At 56.7% G+C, this 21052-nt stretch carries 23 protein-coding genes and 1 pseudogene; 12 read left to right on the top strand and 12 right to left on the bottom strand.

The window, feature by feature from the left end; translation table 11 throughout:
* The first annotated feature begins 229 nt into the window (after positions 1 to 229).
* The 4 genes from sseB (at position 230) to AB4N74_RS07875 (ending at position 3073) form a co-directional block, all read left to right on the top strand.
* Positions 230 to 1021, top strand: coding sequence for an enhanced serine sensitivity protein SseB (sseB, locus tag AB4N74_RS07890; RefSeq protein ID WP_460099221.1), 792 nt, complete (start codon positions 230 to 232; stop codon positions 1019 to 1021).
* A 91-nt stretch (positions 1022 to 1112) separates the two neighbouring features.
* A complete protein-coding gene (locus AB4N74_RS07885) occupies positions 1113 to 1763 on the top strand; it encodes a hypothetical protein (protein ID WP_460099218.1) in 651 nt (216 codons plus the stop codon).
* A gap of 64 nt (positions 1764 to 1827) precedes the next feature.
* A complete protein-coding gene (locus AB4N74_RS07880) occupies positions 1828 to 2541 on the top strand; it encodes a DUF695 domain-containing protein (RefSeq protein ID WP_460099215.1) in 714 nt (237 codons plus the stop codon).
* A 58-nt stretch (positions 2542 to 2599) separates the two neighbouring features.
* The gene (locus AB4N74_RS07875; RefSeq protein WP_320414386.1) at positions 2600 to 3073 is read left to right on the top strand and encodes a DUF2059 domain-containing protein; all 474 of its coding nucleotides are present in this window, start codon (positions 2600 to 2602) and stop codon (positions 3071 to 3073) included.
* 105 nt (positions 3074 to 3178) lie between these two features.
* On the opposite strand, the gene msrA is transcribed toward AB4N74_RS07875, so the two are convergent.
* The 8 genes and pseudogenes from msrA to AB4N74_RS07835 all read right to left on the bottom strand — a co-directional run bounded on the left by msrA (position 3179) and on the right by AB4N74_RS07835 (position 8370).
* Entirely contained in the window at positions 3179 to 3685 is a 507-nt protein-coding gene (msrA, locus tag AB4N74_RS07870; protein WP_320414385.1) for a peptide-methionine (S)-S-oxide reductase MsrA, read from the bottom strand.
* 167 nt (positions 3686 to 3852) lie between these two features.
* Positions 3853 to 4248, bottom strand: coding sequence for a hypothetical protein (locus tag AB4N74_RS07865; RefSeq protein ID WP_460099211.1), 396 nt, complete (start codon positions 4246 to 4248; stop codon positions 3853 to 3855).
* A 64-nt stretch (positions 4249 to 4312) separates the two neighbouring features.
* Positions 4313 to 4576, bottom strand: a complete 264-nt coding sequence (locus AB4N74_RS07860; protein WP_077572604.1) for a PAAR domain-containing protein — start codon at positions 4574 to 4576, stop codon at positions 4313 to 4315.
* A gap of 33 nt (positions 4577 to 4609) precedes the next feature.
* A complete protein-coding gene (locus AB4N74_RS07855) occupies positions 4610 to 5038 on the bottom strand; it encodes an SMI1/KNR4 family protein (RefSeq protein WP_427120801.1) in 429 nt (142 codons plus the stop codon).
* A 166-nt stretch (positions 5039 to 5204) separates the two neighbouring features.
* Positions 5205 to 5711 (bottom strand): DUF4265 domain-containing protein, encoded by a 507-nt coding sequence (locus AB4N74_RS07850; protein WP_460099206.1) that lies wholly within the window; start codon positions 5709 to 5711, stop codon positions 5205 to 5207.
* Positions 5712 to 5794: 83 nt separating this feature from the next.
* The gene (locus AB4N74_RS07845; RefSeq protein ID WP_460099204.1) at positions 5795 to 6523 is read right to left on the bottom strand and encodes a hypothetical protein; all 729 of its coding nucleotides are present in this window, start codon (positions 6521 to 6523) and stop codon (positions 5795 to 5797) included.
* Between the two features lie 345 nt (positions 6524 to 6868).
* A pseudogene (locus AB4N74_RS07840) lies at positions 6869 to 7954 on the bottom strand (RHS repeat-associated core domain-containing protein); the annotation flags it as partial.
* 35 nt (positions 7955 to 7989) lie between these two features.
* On the bottom strand, positions 7990 to 8370 hold the full coding sequence (locus AB4N74_RS07835; RefSeq protein WP_460099201.1) for a hypothetical protein: 381 nt from the start codon (positions 8368 to 8370) through the stop codon (positions 7990 to 7992).
* 189 nt (positions 8371 to 8559) lie between these two features.
* Between AB4N74_RS07835 and AB4N74_RS07830 the strand changes: the two genes are divergently transcribed.
* The 3 genes from AB4N74_RS07830 to AB4N74_RS07820 all read left to right on the top strand — a co-directional run bounded on the left by AB4N74_RS07830 (position 8560) and on the right by AB4N74_RS07820 (position 10479).
* Positions 8560 to 9120: a hypothetical protein gene (locus AB4N74_RS07830; RefSeq protein WP_257354765.1), complete on the top strand. Its 561-nt coding sequence runs from the start codon at positions 8560 to 8562 to the stop codon at positions 9118 to 9120.
* 460 nt (positions 9121 to 9580) lie between these two features.
* On the top strand, positions 9581 to 9943 hold the full coding sequence (locus tag AB4N74_RS07825; RefSeq protein WP_257354764.1) for a DUF6124 family protein: 363 nt from the start codon (positions 9581 to 9583) through the stop codon (positions 9941 to 9943).
* 173 nt (positions 9944 to 10116) lie between these two features.
* Positions 10117 to 10479, top strand: a complete 363-nt coding sequence (locus AB4N74_RS07820; protein WP_141129236.1) for a hypothetical protein — start codon at positions 10117 to 10119, stop codon at positions 10477 to 10479.
* A gap of 170 nt (positions 10480 to 10649) precedes the next feature.
* Here AB4N74_RS07820 and AB4N74_RS07815 read toward each other — a convergent pair whose 3' ends face one another.
* Positions 10650 to 11453: a 2OG-Fe(II) oxygenase gene (locus AB4N74_RS07815; protein ID WP_460099196.1), complete on the bottom strand. Its 804-nt coding sequence runs from the start codon at positions 11451 to 11453 to the stop codon at positions 10650 to 10652.
* A 266-nt stretch (positions 11454 to 11719) separates the two neighbouring features.
* Here AB4N74_RS07815 and AB4N74_RS07810 point away from each other — a divergent pair, with 266 nt between their 5' ends.
* Positions 11720 to 12691 (top strand): AraC family transcriptional regulator, encoded by a 972-nt coding sequence (locus tag AB4N74_RS07810; RefSeq protein ID WP_460099193.1) that lies wholly within the window; start codon positions 11720 to 11722, stop codon positions 12689 to 12691.
* Between the two features lie 410 nt (positions 12692 to 13101).
* Entirely contained in the window at positions 13102 to 14247 is a 1146-nt protein-coding gene (locus AB4N74_RS07805; protein ID WP_460099191.1) for an integrase core domain-containing protein, read from the top strand.
* A gap of 234 nt (positions 14248 to 14481) precedes the next feature.
* Here the strand turns inward: AB4N74_RS07805 and AB4N74_RS07800 are convergent, their stop codons facing one another.
* On the bottom strand, positions 14482 to 16401 hold the full coding sequence (locus tag AB4N74_RS07800; protein WP_460099188.1) for a tyrosine-protein phosphatase: 1920 nt from the start codon (positions 16399 to 16401) through the stop codon (positions 14482 to 14484).
* Between the two features lie 688 nt (positions 16402 to 17089).
* Here AB4N74_RS07800 and AB4N74_RS07795 point away from each other — a divergent pair.
* The gene (locus AB4N74_RS07795; protein WP_460099185.1) at positions 17090 to 18601 is read left to right on the top strand and encodes an EAL domain-containing protein; all 1512 of its coding nucleotides are present in this window, start codon (positions 17090 to 17092) and stop codon (positions 18599 to 18601) included.
* Between the two features lie 63 nt (positions 18602 to 18664).
* Here AB4N74_RS07795 and AB4N74_RS07790 read toward each other — a convergent pair whose 3' ends face one another.
* Positions 18665 to 18931: a hypothetical protein gene (locus tag AB4N74_RS07790; protein WP_194934197.1), complete on the bottom strand. Its 267-nt coding sequence runs from the start codon at positions 18929 to 18931 to the stop codon at positions 18665 to 18667.
* Between the two features lie 142 nt (positions 18932 to 19073).
* On the opposite strand from AB4N74_RS07790, the gene tspO reads away from it, so the two are divergent.
* On the top strand, positions 19074 to 19514 hold the full coding sequence (tspO, locus tag AB4N74_RS07785; protein WP_095049923.1) for a tryptophan-rich sensory protein TspO: 441 nt from the start codon (positions 19074 to 19076) through the stop codon (positions 19512 to 19514).
* On the top strand, positions 19514 to 20512 hold the full coding sequence (locus AB4N74_RS07780) for an alpha/beta hydrolase (RefSeq protein WP_460099181.1): 999 nt from the start codon (positions 19514 to 19516) through the stop codon (positions 20510 to 20512). Before tspO ends, AB4N74_RS07780 begins: the two co-directional genes overlap by 1 nt.
* A gap of 308 nt (positions 20513 to 20820) precedes the next feature.
* Here AB4N74_RS07780 and AB4N74_RS07775 read toward each other — a convergent pair whose 3' ends face one another.
* Positions 20821 to 21015 carry a hypothetical protein gene (locus AB4N74_RS07775; protein ID WP_093433302.1) on the bottom strand — a complete coding sequence of 65 codons (195 nt, stop codon included), beginning with the start codon at positions 21013 to 21015 and terminating at the stop codon, positions 20821 to 20823.
* Between the last annotated feature and the right edge of the window lie 37 nt (positions 21016 to 21052).

The raw sequence follows: 21052 nt of genomic DNA, 5'->3' as shown, positions 1-21052 counted from the left end.
TCCTGTGGGAGCCAGCCTGCTGGCGATGGCGGTGTGTCTGTTGCGAAGAAGCTGACTGACCCACCACCATCGCTAGCAGGCAAGCTCCCACAGTGATTTGCGCTGCACCCGAATTTTGTGATCTATACGCAAACCTGTGGCAACAGGTTTGCCCGCGTAGGCGTCAGCCGAACACGCGTCGATGTACCTGTTCTATGTCCTGTTTCAGAACGAGTCACGGATGAACACCATGGATACCCAACCAGAAAACCTGCTGGAAAAAAGCCTCAAACGGGCCGCCGACGAACCGGCACATCGCCCCGAGTTTTTCAACACACTGTTGAACTCAAACGTTTACATTCTCGGCACCGCCGGAGATGCCGACGGTCACGTCAATCTCCAAGCCGGCAGCAACATCAGCATCGCCCATTGGCAAAAACCGGACGGCACCCCGGTCATCCCGTTTTTCTCGTCACTGCAAACACTGCAACAGTCCATCGACAGCGAGCAGTCCTACCTCGAGATACCCGCCCGATCGTTGTTCGAAATCACACTCGGCGCCCTGCTCTGCCTGAATCCGAAGTCGCCGTACGGCAAAGAGTTTTTCCCGCAAGAGGTGCAAAATTTGCTCGCCGATGCTGTTGGCCAGACCGCCACGCAACGCACGGTCGAGAAAGAAACCAACGTGCTGCTCGGCCAGCCTGCCGAATACCCGTCACAAATGGTCCACTCGCTCACCCAACTGCTCGCCAAACATTCCAATGTGAAGCGCGGATTTCTGGCATTGATGCATGACACCTCGGTGGACGAAAAACCGCACTTGATCGTGGGCATTGAGGCGGACGGCGATATTGAGCGGGTTATGCGTGAGGCGGGCAATGTTGCCGGGGATACCGCGCCACAGGGCGAGCCGGTTGATTTGTGCCGGGTGTCCCAAGGTGAAGCGGGTCTGAGTGATTACTTTCTCAGGGAGACCACGCCGTTCTATGAGCGCAAGTGGGGCCATAAACTGCGTTCTTTTCTGGGGTTTGGTAAAGCATGATTGAACATACACCGGGACCTTGGGTTCTGGACGAGACCGCCGAGGTCACCGGAACCCAACCCTCTCCAATGCCCGCCGAGTCAGGAAATGAATGAACTTCACCGATGAAATGGCGGCCGCTTTTCCTGCGGGCAATCCGCTGCCCGCACGCCTTCGCCAAGCACTTGAGTTGTTGGAAGAACATGGCTGCGTGCGCAGTCACCGCGATGGCACGCGCTATATGACGCTGCATCCGGACCCGGCACACAGCGATGTGGCGACAACCGCTTTTTACCTGCCAGTACCTGCCGACACCGCCCGCTGGACTAATAGCGATGATCCTGACGTAAACCAGCGCCTGACCCTGTTCCTCAGAACCGGTGGGGACGGCTCGCGGGCCGGGCTGTGGCTGGACGACATCGGGCAACAGCGATTCGTCCATCTGGGATCAGGGTCCGGGTCAACGATGCTTTGCGTCCTGACCGACACGATTGAAGACTTGTTGAGGCTGCTGGCTATCGGTTACGACGAGCTCTGCTGGCCGGAGCAGTTTCAACTGACACCGGATCAAGTACGCGAAGAAGAATACGCCGAAGACGATTACCCTCCTCCGCCTCTTCTGTTGCGAGGCCACGTCGAGCGAACGCTCGGGCTGAGCATACCGGCGCGAGCAGCGGATCTGGTCCGCGGTACAGAGTGCATGGATGTGAGCGAATCGAACGACCCCTTCTGGAACTGGCTCAAGCAGGTCAGTCGGCATTAATGGCGACACTGTTCGATCACTTCCACTCCAAACCAGCTCTCACCCCTCCCAAGGAAGGCACGTTGTGAATGACGTTAAACCCGACAATCGAAACACCCTGAATCGCGCTTGGCCGCTGTTTTTGCTGCTGGCATCGACAGCTCTGCTTAACACGGGCTGTTCCCATCCCCCGCCACCGATCGAACGCGCCCCCTGCCTGGATGAAGGCCCAAGCCACAGTGCCGCTTACGATGACTGCGTGGCTGACCGTAAGGACGCAAGTGATGCTGCACTCAAAGCCATTCTGGGCGATGCCCCTGATCTCTACACACAAACGCGCCTCGCCAAGCCGGGCGAGGACACCTTTCAGGCGTCCGACTATCCGGACACCCCCAGCCCCATGAGTTACCGGACTGCTCGCTCAATTTCCGCGACGGAGCAGCAGGCGCTACCGTTCAAGATGAGAGTCCGCTGGAATTACACCTCCAGGAAACTCCTGCCGCGACCTCGTGATCTTGTACGCATGAATGAGATGGAGGCCCTTTTACTCTCGGCCGCTGCGGATGACGGGCTTGCGAAGTGGGTGTGCACGGTCACTGGAGAACACCGTCGGGAGTGGATCTTCTACGCCCGAAGTGACACTGATTTCATGAGCCGAATGCAGGCGCTGCTGGCACCGAGCGGACCTTATCCTGTCGAATGGAGCGGTCGTAAAGAGCCTGCGCGCAGTGCCGAGGGGGCCAATAGTGCTGACCCGTCCGGGGAAATCCGCATGCCCCCTAAACGGTGTTTGGAGTGAGAGAAAGGGACACTTGTGGCGCTCTCTGCACTTACAGATCATTCAAGGAAAAATGCTCATGAGCATGAAAAAAACTATGCTGGCTGTATTGGCCGCAGCGGCGCTGGCGGGTTGTGGGGGTAACAAGGACAAGGCGCAGGCGTTCGTCGAGTCCAGTGGCATGACCAAGCAATACACCAGCATGGTCGAGACCGCGTCCAGCGGTTATGCCTCCCGCTACCCGATGCTCGAACGCGAGCAAATTCGCAACGTCGTGCGAGAGAATATCGATCCTGACGACCTGAAGGGCATGGTCGTGGAAATCTATGCCAATCACTTCAACAACGAGGAGCTTGACCTGCTGACTCGCGCCAACCAGCATCCCGAGCAGGCGATGACGATCATCCTGAGTTCGAAAAAGGGCCGCGATCTGGCCGAAAAATTCATGGCCGTCCAGAGCACCCTCGCTAAAGATATGCGAGATGCAATGGCCGACAGCGATGAGGCAATCATCGATGCGCTGGATGATTTGAAGGATCAAGCGCAGGGCTAAAACGGCGCCATGAGCGCTCGCCTCTTCGCGGGCTTGCCCGCGAAGTCGGAAACTCATTCAGCCTCGCAACCACTGAAGTGGCGCTGAATGAGCGGCGTGCACCTCTCACGCGCGCTTCGGCAGCTTCCAGTTCGGCCGAATGAAATGGCAGGTGTAGCCATTCGGAATACGCTCAAGGTAATCCTGATGCTCCGGCTCCGCTTCCCAGAACGGCCCCGCCGGTTCGATTTCGGTCACCACCGGGCCCGGCCACAGTTTTGAGGCCTCGACGTCGGCCGCGGTGTCTTCGGCAATGTCGCGTTGCGCTTCGCTGAAGTAGTAAATCGCCGAACGATAGCTGCGCCCGAGGTCATTGCCCTGCCGGTTGGCTGTGCTCGGGTCGTGGATCTGGAAGAAGAACTCGAGGATCTGCCGATAGCTGATCACCGCCGGATCGAAGGTGATTTCGATAGCTTCGGCGTGATCGCCATGGTTGCGATAAGTAGCGTTCGGCACGTCGCCGCCGCTGTAACCGACGCGAGTCTGCAACACGCCGGGATAGCGCCGCAGCAGATCCTGCATGCCCCAGAAGCAGCCGCCGGCGAGGATGGCGGTTTCGGTTTGAGTGGTCATGGCGTGTCGTTCCTCTTCGGGGTGTTGGGTATAGCGATGGTTATGAGGGCGGGTTGGCGGATTCCAAGGGGCTGAGCCAATAGAACTACATCAAGCACCTGCAGCGGAATAAAAAACGCTCGCAATCAGCGAGCGTTTTTCGAGCCTGGCCACAAGGTCGGACTCACTTACAAACCTACTTGCTTCAAGCCATTACGCATGCCTTGATCCGCCTGTTCGCACCACTGCTTGAGACTGAGCGTCGGCGGCAGGTTACCCTCGAGCTTTTGGTATTCACCGTTCATAAATATCTCACCCTTGCGTCCCTGAGCTTCGATTTTGTCGCCGTCACTTTTGTCCACTGGCCCAGGCATGCCCTTAATAAAGTCGCTCATCTTCTTGGCGTTCTCAGTACTGTCAGCTTTCAAGAATCCCTTGTCGACGCAGTGGTTGATCAAACCAACCGAGTTGCGCCCCATGTCGTAGGCATTTTTCAGCGCTGCAGGATCCATCTCTTTCGCATGGGCGAGACTGGCGGTGCCCAGGGCTGCGGTCATGGCGAAGATCAAAGCGGTGTATTTCATGTTTAGTCCTTTAAGGTTTACAGCGGGGGTATTGATTGAATCCAGAATGTTTAATGTTTGATGCCTAGCTGATCACGGCGCCTTTCGGCCCACTCGCAATCAACGCAGCACCGCAGGCGGTTTTCATGCCGTCGAGGGCGATGGGCGTGCCATCGACGGTGTAGGTGCTGCTGCCCTCGGCAATCGGGAATATGCCTTTGCACAATGGGCAACTGACCTTGTGACCGACACCGGCAATCGGCTTGCCGTTGAGGTCGGTCTGAGAGAAGGCTTCGAGCACCTTGCCACCGTGGGTGGTGGAGTCGCCCAGACGAATCGCGTCTTTCATTTTTCACTCCTTTGACTTGTGGTCCGGAAACAATCAGCCCGGCCGTCCCGGCATTGCAAGAAACGCTGCAAAACTTTCCGCTACCTGATCAATCTCACCCGTTTCATGGGACCACAACACAACGACAGGCTCTCCGGTTTGCCCATTTACCGCATAGTTGAAGCAGTAATAGTCGCCTGTGCCAAACTCGGCGAACGGTAGAAGTGCCGAGAAATCGGTGGAGGTATCGGAAAAATTCTCCAACCACTCCTGCCAGTCTTTTTTAAAGTGGTGAACGATCGACTCCCACGTCTTCCGTGGGTCACGAGCGTCAAGCACAGGAAATATCGTTAACGCCCCCAAGGACTTCCCGTTATTTGCCAAAAGCCAATCCGAAAAGGATTTTGGCAGTGTTCGGCCGAGTTCCTTTTCTGCCGCTTGAATAGCGTCTGTCGATGTACCGATTACACGTGTCTTGGACATGAATTCTCCGTTACGGCAGCGCCCCTCGTTTAGGCAGACTTAACTCGCCCGTTCCCGGGTAGCCGGACTTGGGCATTTGTGCAGTCCAGAGTATTAATAGGGACAGACTACGATTAATAAACTCCAGCTCACGGCCTGTCTCCATGCCCCCTTAGGGCTTACTCAATCAATGAGCTAGTAGTGGTAAAGAAGCCAATGACAGGCACTCCCCTAGACGAGATGACTCAATATCTGAGTGCTGCAGACAAGCATCCTCATATGCAGAATTTTCCCCATCAGCAATATCAGACAAATATCTGTCGATTGCGAAAAAATCACAATCTGAGGGAATATCCACTGTAAACAGCGACATTTCCTGACTAACTGAGCACGAGGCACCCAACTGATGAAGATGAGCGATTATTTTACTTCTCTCTTCAGTATCACTGGCAAAAACTCTGACAGTCGAATGGCCACCCTGTTTTGCGACACGCACAGCTATCATCTCATCGCCACTGGACTTTACCTGCACGGAATCTCCCTTACTCACGCCATAAACGTAATAGGGAGTATTGTCTAAGACATGGGTACCATCACCGGCATAGATGCCCCAAATAGACTCAGCGGATACAGGAGGATAACCATCCTCGCCAGGCGTTAACTCAAAGACAATCTTGTGAAAAATTTCGTTCATGTCCATACACTCCGGGTGAGGAGCCGCAGGCAGACTGTGCTTGACTAACAGTCAAAAAACTTGATCTGCCCGTTAAAAACTCTTCATTCGTAAAACTGTTTCATAGTAGGCCTGACCAGCTCTGCGTAACCCTTATCGATTTTTTCCATTTCCAAGAAAGTTTCATCTTCAATGGCATTAATCAGAGTCATAAAGTGTTTTCTTGACAATTTTTCACTCCAGACATTCAGATAACTTAAAGAAAGCGGCGAGTTGTAAAGATCGTTAAATATCGCACAGATCGCGTCAGGAACGTCTTTCATAATATTTTTTATGTATTTGTCCCACTCGGATGATGAATACTCCCATCGCTCATGAATTTCTTCCCAAGCAAGATCTGTTTCTGTGTCTAAAGGCACTTCCATAAGCTGAGCCTGAATGACTGCCTCGATTAATTCGTCAGAAATTTCAATCTGGAAGTCATCGGTATTCAACCAATATGTTCTGGCAGACACACTCTTTATAAGTTGAATAGAATTGGCGCTCTGGCTTAGTGCTCGCTGGCTAGCAATTGAGTCAAGCTCAGCAAATCTTCCAGAAATTGAATCGCTAAGCTTTGAGAGCTTTTGGACAAAATCGTTTTTTGTCTTATTTATTCTTTCCTCTCTAAAATCTGCATCGTAGTAATAGTCAGCATCTCCATTCATTAACTCCAGAGTCGCCGCTCTGGCGATATTCTTTATGCCATCAAGATTACCAGCAAACCGCTCCCCTAAGAGCATTGCTGAAAAGCAGTCGGTGCTCGCAATAAAAATAATATGATCAAAATTCATTTATCGGCCCGCTGGAGCTGTAGGAATCTTTGCATGAGCCATCTCACGTATGCGAGTTGGCACTCGATAGTACTTATCGCACCCATCACTGTCGAATTTATTAATATCACCCTGCAGACTCATTTGGAGATCTTTCGCCGCCTGCACATGGCCATCATAGGAACCCTTGCCTCTCAGAGGCCCAACTGCCATTTTATTCTTGGGCGCAAGTCGATAAAGATCGTACTTATCTTCATGTAAGTGATCAACACGCTCTTGTAATCCTCGGGCACCATTTGCCGATTTTGTTCCTTCCGACTTACGATATATCGCACTAAGATGAGCAGCGCATTTTTTCTTTTGGCAAGGTGTCAAGCCAAGAGGATCCATCCATCCAATCGGGTTTGGCGCATAGCTATACAGATTCAATCCACCTGCATAGCTGATCGGATCCTTACTAACAAACCGTCCAACCCCCGGATCGTAATACCGATACCGGTTGTAATGCAGTCCGGTCTCATGATCGTGGTACTGCCCCTGAAACCGTATCGGGTTCATAACGCCGTGCTGCTGCGCCCACTCCGATCGCTGTTCCGTCACCTGTCCCCACGCCTTGTACTGCGCGTTCCACGCCATGTTGCCTTGTGAATCGGTCAGTTCCTGCGGCGTACCCAAGTGATCACACTGGTACCAGCCCAACGCATCAAACGGTAATGCCGTTGACTTGTGATTCCACAACGGATCCTCATCAAGGCTGTACTCACCGCTGTAATCCGGTTGTCCCATCAGATCGATTGGCGCATGCCGTACAGCCTGTGCAACGGGGACAAAAGTGCCCGGTTCAAAGACGTAGTGCACCGTGCGACCCGGTTCCCCATCGCTTTGTGCCGGGCTGCTTTCAAAGGCGAGGGTGTCGCCGTCCCAGCCGTACAAGGTAAAGCCGCAGCCGAGTTCGCGCTGTTTGCGCGCGTGCTCGTTTTTGTTCCAAAGGGAACCTGCTTCCGGACGCTGCTTGTAGTGCGCACTAGAGTTTTTGTGCAGGCGGCGTCCCAGTGCGTCGTAGGCGAAATCCACGCTCAGGCGCGGGTCCTCGAAATGCACCAATCGATCAAACAGATCCCAGCGCAGGTCGCTGCGTTGGCCGTTGTGCCAGCGCTGAATCTGGTTGCCGCGTTCGTCGTAGTCGTAGTGGGTGCCGGCGTATTCGCGCAGCAGGTTGTCGACCAGTTTGCTGCGCGGTGGGGTCAGGTCCAGTGGGCGGCGAATCTCTGTTGTCTTGTCGTCTAGCAAGTTGCCGGCCGGGTCGAAGGCGAAGGTTTCCACACCTTGGCGCGTCGCGGCGCTGAGCAGACGACCGACCGGATCGTAGCGATAGGCGAGCGGGCCGCGGCGGCTGTCGTTGATGTCGGTCAGTTGGCCGGCGGCGTCGTATGTGTATTCGCGCTTAAGCAATTACGCCCAAATCAGCGGGTTAAACGAGACCGGATCTATGCCGAAACACAGTCCGGGGATACCTCAACGTAACTCGACTCCCCGCCTCCACTGGCCCCCGACAACCACCCCCACACAAAACTCAACGTCGTCCGCCCCGCCGCATCAACCCCCACCACGCCCCGCGACCAACCCGCGCGAATCTCGCTATCCGTGGTGATGCACTGATAAAGCAGCTCGATACTATCCGGCCCGGTCACCCGCCCAACCTGGTTGCCCATGCGAATATGCTCACCCGCATAAGTCCCCCAAACCGCCGCGCCTTCGACGAAGTAGTGAAACACCGTGCGTGCATCGGACAAGCCCTGAGCGTTATTCGCCACGGAAAACCGGCGGTTGTGCAAACGCTCGGCAACTTGCGAAAAAGCAGATTCCATAAACCACACATCCTTAGTCGAGAAGATCCATTCCAGCCTGCGGGCATCCTAATCCATTACCTCCGCGCAGCAAGGCTCTACAGGCGTTTTCTGCCAACCCAACCGCACAGCCACATTTGACGGTCCTACCCGCCCCACCTAGTCCGCCCAAAGCACCTTTCAGTAAAAAACGAGTTCACGAGAGGCAAGATGAGCAACTTCCCAATCGTCGCCACCGTCCTCTCAATGATCCTCGGGCTCTCCGTCACCCGCCTGCTGCTCGGCGCATTAACGGTGTTCCGCATCCGCCGAGTAGCCAAGCCAGACTGGGTGGCGCTGGTCTGGGCGGTGATGCTGTTTACCATGCAGCTGCAATTCTGGTGGGCCGTCAACGCACTGTCGGCGGTGAAACAGACCTTCTCGTTTCTCGAATTTCTACTGTTGGTGATGCTGACACTGTCGTTGTTCGTCACGGCGGCGTTGTTGCTGCCGAGCCGTAGTGAGGATGAGCAGAACGGGTTGCGCGTGTATTTCGAACAGGATGGGCGCTATGCATTGCTGTCGCTGTCCACGTATCTGTGCCTGGGGCTGATCGTCAATGTCACACTGTTTGAGGCATCGCCGGTGGCGCTTTGGGGTTTGCTGGATGTGATCATGATTGCGTTGCCGATTGGCGCGTTTTTGGCTCGGTCGCGGAAAGCGTATGCGGGGATTACGCTGATTTATGTGCCGATTAATGTGATTGACACACTTGTTTCACTGGCGAATTAAATCCCCCTCTAGCGACGGGACTTGCTTCGATGAATCGCGAAACGGCTCTCTCTCCTCTAGTCTACAAACACATCGCAAAAACAGCTCGAACTGCCCTGTTGAAGCAATTCCTGGACTCTGTTTAAAGACACCCCAAGTTACGTCATCCCAACCTACAACGCCTTGCGCCGTTGCCTACGACTACGCCAGAATCCGCCGGCTTGTGCGCCTTGGATGCGGGTTCTATTGTGGGTCGGTCACTGAATAGCAGTGATCGGGTTTGGTAGCCCGACTTTCCCAGGCGCATTGCGCACCTTTCGCAGAGATCGCTTTTTTGATCTCCGCTTTATGGTGGCCATGCGTAGGGCGTCCTCGGACGCGCCGGGCTCCTGGGCCGGTCTACCAACCTGTGCATGGCCGCCACCCCTCGTTTGGTAGCGAAGTGTGATGGCTCCTTAATCGTTTCCCAGGAGTTTCATCTATGTTCAAAATTACGCCGAATCCACCAGAAACCGATCCAATCTCAGGCGACGAATCCCCCGACGCCAAGAAATTCAACGAAGCCGTCGACCGCGCCCTCTCCCATTACCTCGGCCCTGCCCCGGAAATCATGCTCACCCCGTACCAAACCAACAAGATGTTTATCGCCAACCCGAACACCAAGACTGAGGAATTGCTGGTGAATGCCAGCGAGTCGCTGGGCTCGGCTTCGGTGATGCTTGGGGATGTGATCGGTCTGGTTCACGGACCGGCGCGCAAGACACTGCAAGGCATTGCCCAGGTGGTAATGCTTGGGGAGTTGGCGGTGAATCGGGCGCTGGATAACGTTGTGCCGGTGGAGTAAACGGTACTCTAACCATGGCGGCGGTCAGGCTGCCGCCATACCGAAATGAACCTGAAAAAACATGAACAAACGGCCGGTTTCGGCCAAGAGCGGACTTTTGTAGCAGGTTCCCCTTGTAAGGAAAGTCTCAGGACGTCAGCATAAATCCCACAGACATCCTCAAATAGGGACATATGCGTAATTTCCTTTCAGTGCTTCTTATGGGTGTTAGCACCTTTGCGGTCGCCGGTTACGATCTACATATCAGTCGCAAGGATTTTTGGGCTGACGACTTCGGTCCCAAAATCACCTTCGACGAATGGCAAGAACATTTGAAAACCGACCCAGAGGTCATCAGGGATGTTGCCAATAGCCCACAAGACTTTATGGTCTCCATACCTGGAGAGTCATTTCCGCTCTGGTATCGCTCAGATCTTGGTGAGCTGTATACAAAAAATCCGACTGACAAGGCGATCTCCAAACTCGAAGAGATGGCTCGCAGTTTGAACGCGAGAGTTCAGGGTGATGATGGTGAGTTCTATCCAGCAGCGCCTTGATCATGCAGGCCTGTCGGGTGGTTGAACACGGCGAATGGTGGTCATTAGGTATGTCCACTTGAGTCGAAAGCGGTTATCCGCGAGCGTCAGCTTCTGGCCGAAAGCACAACAAGCACCAAGTACCCAACGCCCCCAAAAAAAACAGCCGCCACCCTGATTACGCAGCCTCCTCACCCCTTATTCTTAAACAACTTATTCAAGTAATACTTCACACTCCAACGATCCTTCGGCCTTGGCTTGTAATGGGTTTTATTCCTCTGCCCCGGCTCCCTGCCCACCCCACTCGCCGTGTAGTAATAAAGCGCAATCGACCGCCGAGTGATGTGTTCCGGCGTAGTCAACGGCTCCGGATGCCCATGGTTACTGTCCTTGTCCGTATTAAAAATCACACACCGGTTATAAACCGGCAGCACCTTCTTCAGGCATTTCTTCATCCCCACATCCCAAAGCTCCAGGTTGCCGCCGTACGCCTCCTGCCAGTCCTCGGTCAGGTAAATGATCACGTTCAGCCGCCGCTCAACATTAAGCTTCTTGTTCAGCCGAAAATCCGAGTGCACGCCGAGGAAGCCGCCGGTTTTGGTTTCGTGTAAGCCACCGCCGGCGAAATAAGGATCGGGAATGAGCCCTTGAATGCCGGTGAGTTTTTCGAGGAATTCCAGCATGGGTGCGGAGTTGAAGGTGTTGAATACGTTCTTCAGGTACGGGCTGCAGGCGTTGGGGCTGATCTGGCGTTTGAGTTGGCCTTTGTAGCCGCGCTCGTAGATTTGTTCGTTGTTGGTCGGTTCGACCGGGAAGTGTTCGCGGATGCTGGCGATGACGTCGGCTTGCAGGAAGTTGTCGATGACGATGTGCGGGAATGGCGTGGCTTGGGTGTATTCGCTGGTCAGCGATTCGCCGAAAGCGCTGGCGGCGTTTTGGTCGAAGTCGAGTTCGGGGGACAGGCTGATGGGGAGTGTTTGCGTGTTGGCTTGCATTGCCGCTCCAATTGACTTGAATGCTTTCAGGTCTCGGTAAACAAGGCTGGGCGCTCGGCGCGATGCCTTGGTTTTTTTCTGAGTACAGTTGCGAGCAGGTTGCCATGTTGGCCATGGCCTGCCGAGTGTCCGTTGCGTAAACGTGGGGCGGCCCTGTAACGACATGTTTCTGACTGTCACAAACGCGTCATATTGCCTCTGCTAATCTCCTCGGCGCCCTGCCCTACACCCCAGTCCTAGAGCCCCCAACCGAAGGTGCCGCCAAGGTGATTCCGACTCCCGTTCGCCAGCAAATCATCCTGCGCTCCGACAATCTCCGTTCCGATGACTTCGGCGCGTTGTTCTCCCGATTCTTTGGCAACCGTTATTCCGACTCCCCGCCGCTGCCGTCGAACATCATTATCGGCGGCGTTTACGGGCGGCACGATGGCGTCAGTTTCCGGCGCATGCATTACCACGGCGATTTCAGTGTTTCGTTTCCCGATCCGCAGGATGAGATCACGTTTGTGATCCCCACGGCGGGCAAGATTGTTTTCAATCACGCGACCGAGTCCATCGGTGTGACGCATGTGGGCCTGGCGGTTGATAAGGCCGATATTCGTTCGATGCGCTTTGTTGATGATCATGCGCATCACGGCATGTCGATCAATCGTCATCAGCTTACCGAGCGGTTGTCGATGCTGTTGGATAAACCGATTCTGCAGAAGATCGTTTTTGCACCCAGCGTGGACCTGAACACTGCAGCGTTTCAGGGGATTCGGGCGTTGATTGATCTGGCGACGGGGGCGGAGTTTGATCTGTTGCTCAACAGCGGGACGTTGATGCCGTCGCGGTTGCGCGAGATGTTGATTGATGCGGTGCTGGAGGCGTGGCCGCATAATTTTTCCGAGGCATTGCAGCGGCCGACGGCGATGGTTGCGCCGAGGCATGTGAAGTTGGCGGTGGAGTTTATTCAGGCGCATCCGGAGCAGTTGGTCAGTGGCGTGGATCTGGCGCGCTTGAGCCATGTCAGTCAGCGCGCGTTGCAGGAGGGATTTCGGCGGTTTGTCGGGATGTCGATTGTGGCGTATCAGCGGCAGGTGCGGCTGGAGCGGGCTTATGAGGTGTTGAAACAGCGGGGTTCGGGGTCGGTGACGGAGGTGGCGTTGCGGTTCGGGTTTAGTAATGTGGGGCGGTTTTGTCGGTATTTTCAGGGGGCTTATGGGGTGAGTCCGGCGGAGTTTCGGGCTCGGGGGTGATTGGGTAACAGGTTTGCAAGGTGAGAAGATTTAGCTAAACGTCGCACCGCGCCGATGGGTCGCTAAGCGTGGGGATGGCACGCCGGCGCGGTTGATCGAGGAGTGGGCGCGGAGGCGTTTGACCGAGTTGGCCAGTTGATTTTGCGGTAACTGCTTTCCCCTCACCCTAGCCCTCTCCCCAAGGAGAGGGAACCGAGCCGGGGATATTGAAGATCTACACCGACCTGAGAGTCTTGCTTTGAATCCATAATCGTCTCGATCTTTCAGGTCGATGCATGACGCAAGACGCCTCGGTCAGTCCCCTCTCCCTTCGGGAGAGGGTTAGGGTGGGTAAAGACCGGGTACATCCTTTACGTTTGAGACCGGGGACATGGTTTACAGGTATCAATCATGGTCAGGAGGTGCTGACCATGCCCTGGAAACAAGAGTCCACAATGGATCAACGAGTGAAGTTAATTAGCGATTGGCTCAGCGGCAGCTACACCAAAAGCCAATTAAGCCGGCGGTATGGCGTCAGTCGTCCAACCATCGACAAGTGGCTGGAACGGTATGCAGCGTTGGGCGTGGATGGCTTGAAAGAGCAGTCGCGTAAGCCGCTGAATTGCCCTCACCAAACTTCCGATGAAATCATCGCCAAGTTGCTGGCCAAGAAAAACGAACATCCCGATCGGGGACCCAAGCAGATCATTGGTCGCCTGCGCGATTCCGATCCGCATATCCAATGGCCGGCGGCGAGTACCGCCGGGGAGTGGTTGAAGAAAGCTGGTTTGGTGGTGGCGCGACGGCCCTATCCCCCGCGTCCCCGTGCTCCAACACATTTGCGTCCGGTCGACGCGCCCAACCAGACTTGGTGTGCTGATTACAAAGGGCAGTTCAAAATGCAGGACGGTAATTGGTGCTATCCGCTGACCATTACCGATCAGATGAGCCGCTTTTTATTCGTCTGTCGCGCTTTGCCCAGTACGCACGGAGCGCCGACGCGGGAAGGCTTCGAGTGGGCTTTTCGAGAATATGGGCTGCCGGATGTGATCCGCACTGATAATGGCGCTCCTTTTGCGTCGACAGGTCTGGCGCGACTTTCGAAGTTATCGGTTTGGTTCATCAGGCTCGGAATCCATGTCGAAACGATTACACCTGGCCGTCCCGACCAAAATGGTCGACATGAACGGATGCATCGAACGCTAAAGGCAGCAGTGCCACCGGCGGAAAACCTGGTGCGCCAGCAGCTGGCTTTTCAGGATTTCATCCAAGACTTCAACCACCACCGACCGCACACCGCGCTGGGCATGAAACCGCCGGCATCTGTCTATCGCCCGTCGATACGCGCTTATCCCGGTTACTTGCCTGCGCTTGAATACGGTTCCGATGTTGAAGTACGTAAGGTTCGGTCAAATGGGGAAATTAAATGGAAAGGACAGCTGATTTTTCTAGGAGAGGCTCTAATTGGAGAGGACATCGCGTTGAAGGAAGTGGCTGATGACGCTTGGGAACTGTACCTTTGCAGCCACTGTTTAGGCAGGCTTGAAAGAGGCGCCAAACGCGTTTCAAGCCTGTAAAGGTGTAAACGATGTCCCCGGTCTAATTTGTAAAGGATGTACCGGTCTCTACAGTGAGGGGCTTTTGATTGGCTGCTATTGGATGGAATCAAATTTGTGGGAGCGGGCTTGCTCGCGAATGCGGTGAGTCAGTCGGTTTGATGTTGACTGGTCTGGCGCTTTCGCGAGCAAGCTCGCTCCCACATTGGGTTTTGGGGCGTTGGTTGGATGGAGTCATCCTTGACGCCACTTCTTTTAGAACGCGTAACTGGCCTTGAGGCCGCCGTTGAAGCCGTGGCTGTCGCCGCCGCCATTGGCGCCCACTTCTGCGCCCAGGCTCAGGGCGCCGAGGCTGGCCATGACGTTGACGCCACCTGTGAATTGGTCGCGATTGTCAAACGCCGCGCGTTGTTCGATATCGAGGCCCAGCAGGTGGCTTTGGCTGTCGACCTGGTTGTCGCCCAGTGTGCGTTCGTAACCGACTTGTACGCCCGGCACCAGTTGCCATGCGCCCATCGTCACCGGGGCGAAACCTACGTTGAGGTTGGCGACGGCGCTGCGGCGGGTGGCGCTGTTGTCGTCGACGTCGAGTGAGAGTTCGCTGCCCTTCTCTTTGAAGCCGTTGAGGTCGAGGTGGCTGACGCGAAAACCGAGGCTGGGTTCGAAGGTCATGCCGTCGACCGGGGCGCGGTAGCCGAGGGCCAGAGTGGCACCGGTGAGGTTGCCCTGGCTGTTGCCTTTCGCGGTGCCGAGGCCGCCGCCGAGGTCGCGTTTGCTGTCGTAGTCGATGTAGCCGGCGCTGGCGTTAGCGTCGAGAAACAGGCCTTGTTCGAGGCTGGTGAAGCCGTAGCGGGCGCCGACGTTGAGGAAGGTGAAGTCGGTGTCGGCTTCGCCACCCGCGCCGCCAACCGTGCCTTTGCTGTAGCCGAAGCCGCCGCGTGCACTGAGTTGTTCGCTGAAGCGTTGGGTGATGCCGACCATCAGGCCTTGGCTGTGTTCGTTGCTGCTTTCGGCGTGGGCCGAGCCGTCGGTGCCGAGGTAGCCGGCGAGCGCGGTGGTCCAGAGGCGATATTGGCCGACCTTGAGATCAGTGCCGCTGGCGAATGGTGCAGCGGCTTGTTCGATCATCGCGTTTTGCCGCAGCAGGTAGCTGGCGGCGTCGGCGTGTACCTGGCCGCCGACCTGGGATTCGACACCGCCGAGGGTGCCGGCGTCGATGGCCGATTGCAGGTAGTAGTTGTAGGCGCTGTAGGTGCCGGACAGGTTGGTGTTCTGCAATTGGCGGAGCAGTTCGGCGCCGGCGGCGGCGTTGCCGATCAGCCCGGCCTGACCCGGCAGGCTGTTGTATTCGACCAGTTTGCCGCGCAGCACATAGATGGTTTCCTGCGACAGGCCGAGGCCTTGTTTGAGGTAGTTGTCCATGCTGCCGTATTGCGCGGTGACTTCGTCGAGGCCGGCTTGCAGGTAGCTGGCCTGCACGCCGAGCAGCGGCTCGTAGATCGCGGCCATGCTCGGCGGCAGCGCTTTGAGCGTGGCGGCGACGCGGGCGGCGGTGTAGTCGTTGGTGGCGAGGTAATTGGCCATGATGGTCGCGTTGTCGACCCCGGCGATGCTCTGAAACACGGCGGCGGTCCAGCCGGTGCGATCCTTGCCGGCGGTGCAGTGGAACAGTTGCGCGGCGTCGACGCCGGCGAGTTCATTGAACAGTTTGCCGAACTGGCCGCGCATGCCGGCGTCACTGACGAAAGCGCGGTTGGTCTGTTCCATCATGGCGATGGCGTCGGCGGCGCTTTTGAAGGAGATGTTGGTGATATTCGAACCGGAGGTGGTGCTGCCGATGATGTCGATGTTCTGGTAGGTCGCGCCGCTGATCATGGTGTCGGGGGTGGCGGCGATTTCGCTGGGGGTACGCAAGTCGTAAACGGCTTTGATGCCGAGGCCGTTGAGAATCGCCAGATCGGCGGCGGTCGGCGTCAGCGCGTTGGAACGGTAGAACACCCCGGCGCGCATCGTGCCGTCGTGGGCCGTGGTGTACGCGGTGGTGATGCCGGCGACGTCGCGGAAGTTGTCGATGCCTTGCAGGCGCGGCGTGTCGAGCGGTACAGCCTCGGCAGCATGGGCGGCGGCGATGGACAGGCTCAGTACGGACAGCGAACACAGAAGACGTTGAAACACGGTGCAGCCTCATTTCGGTTAGCGTTGGGCTACCTACTATCTGCACTGAACTGACACGAAATATGACAAATTCGCGTAGCACGAGAATGCCTGCGCGAATGGGCCGTGGGGTGCGTAAATTGTCCATCGGGTCGGATGGTGGAGTTTGAGCGGCGACACTGTGGGAGCGAGCTTGCTCGCGAATGCGGAGGGTCAGCTAAGGTGATATTGGCTGACAGGGCCCCTTCGCGAGCAAGCTCGCTCCCACAGGGTTCTTCGGGATGCTGGATACCTCGGTTTTCACACAAAAACTGTAGGAGCTCGGGATTGCTGGATATCCTGGATTTGACACAAATTTTGTAGGAGTGAGCCTGCTCGCGATAGCGGTGGGTCATTTAGCAATGATGTGGCAGATAGACCGCGATCGCGAGCAGGCTCACTCCTACAGGGTTCTTTGGGCTACTAAAGATCTGTGGTTTGCCACAAACCTGTGGGAGCAAGCCACAGGGATTGAAGGCCGGCATTGGAATAGTTGATCTACAACAATATCCGCCGATCCCGGCGGCGGTATTCTGAATGGGCTGAAAACAGCCGTGCTGTGCGCACGTCACAGGCCTTGTGGCCAAGGTGGCGCTAAATGAACAAAAAACGCATTGTCTGGGGGAGCATTCTCCTGGGCCTTCCGTGTGTCTTGCTTCCGGTACTTTTGATGGGTTACGTCGCCTGGATGTTGAATCTGGCGGCGGCTCAGCAACGCCTGGAAACCCTCGCGGCGGTGGCCTCCAGCCGCGCCAATGGCACCTTCAGCGAAGCGGCCGGTGCGCTGAAGAGCGTCGCCGGTTCGAACCTCGCCCCCTGCACGCCCGAGAGCATCGACGAGATGCGGCTGCTGACCATCAACACCCTGTCAGTGAAGTCGATCGGTTACGTCGAAGAAGAGATTTACGCCTGCGGTTCGTGGGGTACGGTCGGCCAGCATGCGGCGCCGTGGCAGGAAGACTTCATCACCTCCGACGGCGTGCGCGTTTCACTCGGCGTGCAGTCGCGCATCGTTGCGGCGAAACCGATGATGGCGCTGCAGTATGCGGCGTTCAACGTGCTGGTCGATCCCCAGCAGTTCCTGCATGTAACGCTCGATGAGGATCTGCATCTGGCCGTCGGCACCGCTGCCGGGCAACTGGTCAGCGCCTCGCGCCCGGGCGCGGAACACTTTCTTGCTCGCGTACATTCCGGCCCGCACTCGGGCCTTGCCGACGGCTACCTCTACACCCTCGTGCACAGCGGCGACTGGGTCGCCATCGCCGCGCTGTCGCGCCATGAGCTGATGCAAGGCTTGATCCGCCGGGAGTTACTGCTGTTGCCCATCGGTGGTTTGCTCGCCGGCGTGCTGGTGTTGCTGATCGTGCGCCGCACCCGGCAACGTCTGTCGCCGCTGGCGGAACTGCAACTGGCGGTGCGCAATCGCGAGTTCGTTGTTCACTATCAACCGATCATCCGCCTCAGCGACGGTGCCTGCGTTGGCGCTGAGGCACTGGTGCGTTGGCAGCACCCGGACGGTACGCGGGTCTGCCCCGATGCGTTTATCCCACTGGCCGAGCACAGCGGTTTGATTCTGCCGATCACCGATCAAGTGATTGACCACGTGATGGACGACCTCGGTCCGCTGCTGGTCAAGGAACGCAGCTTGCACGTGGCAATCAACCTGGCGGCGAAAGACGTCAGCAGCGGCCGCTTTCTGCCGATACTCGACGCTGCGTTACGCCGCGCCGACGTGCAACAAAAGCAGATCTGGCTGGAGGCCACCGAGCGCGGCTTCGTTGAGATTGATGCTGCCCGCGCCACCGTCAATCGCGCCCGTGAGCTGGGTTATCTGGCGGCTATCGATGATTTCGGCACCGGGTTTTCCAGCCTGCAGCATTTGCAGCAACTGCCGCTGGACGTGCTGAAGATCGACAAGTCGTTTGTCGACAATATCGATCAGGATGCCGCGACCGGCACCGTGACCGGCCACATCATCGAAATGGCCAAGAGTTTACGTTTGCAGATCGTTGCTGAAGGTATCGAGACCGAAGCGCAGCGCGACTACTTGCGCCGTCAGGGTGTGCAGTTTGGGCAGGGTTGGCTTTTTGCCAAGGCGATGCCGGCGGAGGAGTTTTTACGGTTCTATCGAGAGTGCGCGCAAGTGGAGCACGATGCGCAGGAAGCAGCGATGCCGGTTTAAGCGCGCATAAACACGCGGGCAAACCCATCTTCGGTGGCGCGATGGGTTTGCCGTCAGCCTGCTTCAGTTGGTCTGGCTGACAACCTCAATGTCCGTAATTCCTACTCGCTCGGCATGTTCAAGAATCTGCTCGGGCGTTGAATCCGCTGTAGGCATGATCAAGCCGTTTTCCGCATCGCCCAGATGCAGTTCCAGTAGATGCATCGCAGCCTCATGCTCGGCCAACTGCTGCTCCTTGAGTTCAAGCAGAAAAGTCCGAGGCTCGCCGTTGAATAGATATTTGATGTGATAGGTGTACATGATGTCATCCACGTCAGTAGGAAAAGGCACTGATCATCCTGACGTGACGGTCAGTTTTTAGTTCAAATTGAATCGCCTCTCTGACCAATCTGGAATTCATGGCAAACTTTTTCCTTGCCGAGGCGTCCCTTTCTTAAACCCCCAACCGGCTGATTTCAGCCAAGGACTGGCGATGACCTTTTTCATTTTTCTTCTGGCCTGCGCAGCGGCGGCAGCCACCGGCGTGATGTTCAAACCAGGGCCGTGGTACGAAGGGCTGAACAAACCCGGTTTCACCCCGCCCAATTGGGCGTTCCCGGTGGCCTGGACGATTATCTACCTGCTGCTGGCCTGGGCCGGTTACCGCTTGAGCTTGATCCCCGGTAGCCAGACCGTGCTGGCGTTGTGGGCGGCGCAGATTGCGCTGAACACGCTGTGGACGCCGGTGTTCTTCGGCGCGCATCAGGTGCTGGCGGCAATGGTGATTCTCACCGTGTTGTGGCTGGTGGTCGCGGCGATGGTGGTGCTGGCGATACAACTGGACCTGATCACTGGCTTGATCCTGTTTCCTTATCTGGCGTGGCTGTGCGTGGCGGCGGCGTTGAATTTTTCCATCCTGATCAAGAACCGCTGATGACCAGTGCCAATTGGGGTACCGAAACACCGTGGCCGCAAGGCGAGCGCGAGTTGGCGCAGGTGCGCGCCTTCAACAGGAAGCTGGCCTGGCTGCCGCGGTTCAAGATCCGCAACCGCCTGACGCCGCGTTTGATTCAGGCGCTGTTGCGCGTCAGTCAGATCGGCGGCTCCGGCGTGTTGCGCAAATTTGGCCTGACAGCTGAGCGCCGACTGATCGATAAAGTGCCCGTGCGGATCATCCGCCCCAAGGGCCCGGCGAAAGGCGTGGTGCTGGATTTTCACGGTGGCGGCTGGGTGATCGGCAATGCGCAGATGGACGACAACTTCAACGCGGCCATCGTCGACAGCTGCCAGGTGACCGTGGTCTCGGTGGATTATCGACTGGCCGTGTCCACGCCCATCGAAGGACTGCTGGAAGATTGCCTCAACGCCACTCGCTGGTTATTGCACGAGGAGGAGTTTGCCGGCCTGCCCGTCGTGGTGATCGGTGAATCGGCGGGCGGCCATCTGGCGGCGGCGACCCTGTTGGCGCTGAAACAATGTCCCGATCTGCTGCAAAGAATCTGCGGCGCATTGCTGTACTACGGCGTCTACGACCTGACCGGCACGCCAAGTGTGCGCAGCGCGCCCGCCGACACGCTGGTGCTGGACGGCCCCGGCATGGTCGAGGCGTTACGCTTGCTGACGCCTGAGATGACTGACGAGCAGCGCCGCCAGCCACCGTTGTCACCGCTGTACGGCGACTTCGCCGGTTTCCCGCCCGCGCTGCTGTTTGCCGGCGAACTCGATCCGCTGCGCGACGACACCCTCGACATCGCCAGGCGCTGGGCGCAATCGGCGCCGGTCGAGATGTACCTGCTGCCCTCCTCGCCCCACGGTTTTATCCACTTTCCCACGGCCATCGCCGAGGGTGTGCTGGCGTACAGTCGGCAATGGATTTCGGCACGCATCGAGGCCGTTGCGGTACCTAACGAAACTTCCCACTCCAACGCTTGAACGCCCGCCGCCCGCACAAAACACCCCAGCACAACCACAGCCCAGCACCCGTCGAGGCAATAAAAACGGCAATGGTCATCAGCAGATAAAAACCGAAGCGCCATGGCTGTTGATCGAAGACCAAGTGCTCGCGGACTTTGGAAACGCCTCGCCCCGTGGTGACGTCGAACTGCCAAAGGGTCGCGGCGCTGTGTATCGCATCAGCACTGGCCCACGCCCCGAGCAGGCATAACAGCGCACCAATGAGCGAGTAGAAGCGAATTCGATAATTAGGGATCACGTACGGTTCCTCTCGACAATCACCGTGCTCAGGCGATGTAGAAGAAGTACAGCGCCAAGCCAAGCAACTGCATGAGCAGCAGAATGGAAAGCAAATGATTACAGCCCTTCCAGACATTGCTCACCGGTTTGTTTCTGGCGACTCGGTAACGCAGGTAACTGTCGAGTGACAACGACGCCGTGGGGATCAACACGAACAAAAACGTCAAAAAGAAATTAAACATTTCCTTTGTCCATCGACTCCCAACATGAAACCGGATT

The organism is Pseudomonas sp. H3_C08, assembly GCF_054669455.1.
Note: the sequence above shows the minus strand (reverse complement) of the source record. Positions and strands in the feature narration are given on the sequence as shown.

Coding starts and splice junctions, on each gene's coding strand:
- sseB (WP_460099221.1), top strand. CDS start 230: ATGGATACCCAACCAGAAAACCTGCTGGAAAAAAGCCTCAAACGGGCC.
- AB4N74_RS07885 (WP_460099218.1), top strand. CDS start 1,113: ATGAACTTCACCGATGAAATGGCGGCCGCTTTTCCTGCGGGCAATCCG.
- AB4N74_RS07875 (WP_320414386.1), top strand. CDS start 2,600: ATGAGCATGAAAAAAACTATGCTGGCTGTATTGGCCGCAGCGGCGCTG.
- msrA (WP_320414385.1), bottom strand. CDS start 3,685: ATGACCACTCAAACCGAAACCGCCATCCTCGCCGGCGGCTGCTTCTGG.
- AB4N74_RS07865 (WP_460099211.1), bottom strand. CDS start 4,248: ATGAAATACACCGCTTTGATCTTCGCCATGACCGCAGCCCTGGGCACC.
- AB4N74_RS07860 (WP_077572604.1), bottom strand. CDS start 4,576: ATGAAAGACGCGATTCGTCTGGGCGACTCCACCACCCACGGTGGCAAG.
- AB4N74_RS07855 (WP_427120801.1), bottom strand. CDS start 5,038: ATGTCCAAGACACGTGTAATCGGTACATCGACAGACGCTATTCAAGCG.
- AB4N74_RS07850 (WP_460099206.1), bottom strand. CDS start 5,711: ATGAACGAAATTTTTCACAAGATTGTCTTTGAGTTAACGCCTGGCGAG.
- AB4N74_RS07845 (WP_460099204.1), bottom strand. CDS start 6,523: ATGAATTTTGATCATATTATTTTTATTGCGAGCACCGACTGCTTTTCA.
- AB4N74_RS07835 (WP_460099201.1), bottom strand. CDS start 8,370: ATGGAATCTGCTTTTTCGCAAGTTGCCGAGCGTTTGCACAACCGCCGG.
- AB4N74_RS07830 (WP_257354765.1), top strand. CDS start 8,560: ATGAGCAACTTCCCAATCGTCGCCACCGTCCTCTCAATGATCCTCGGG.
- AB4N74_RS07825 (WP_257354764.1), top strand. CDS start 9,581: ATGTTCAAAATTACGCCGAATCCACCAGAAACCGATCCAATCTCAGGC.
- AB4N74_RS07820 (WP_141129236.1), top strand. CDS start 10,117: ATGCGTAATTTCCTTTCAGTGCTTCTTATGGGTGTTAGCACCTTTGCG.
- AB4N74_RS07815 (WP_460099196.1), bottom strand. CDS start 11,453: ATGCAAGCCAACACGCAAACACTCCCCATCAGCCTGTCCCCCGAACTC.
- AB4N74_RS07805 (WP_460099191.1), top strand. CDS start 13,102: ATGCCCTGGAAACAAGAGTCCACAATGGATCAACGAGTGAAGTTAATT.
- AB4N74_RS07795 (WP_460099185.1), top strand. CDS start 17,090: ATGGGTTACGTCGCCTGGATGTTGAATCTGGCGGCGGCTCAGCAACGC.
- tspO (WP_095049923.1), top strand. CDS start 19,074: ATGACCTTTTTCATTTTTCTTCTGGCCTGCGCAGCGGCGGCAGCCACC.
- AB4N74_RS07780 (WP_460099181.1), top strand. CDS start 19,514: ATGACCAGTGCCAATTGGGGTACCGAAACACCGTGGCCGCAAGGCGAG.
- AB4N74_RS07775 (WP_093433302.1), bottom strand. CDS start 21,015: ATGTTTAATTTCTTTTTGACGTTTTTGTTCGTGTTGATCCCCACGGCG.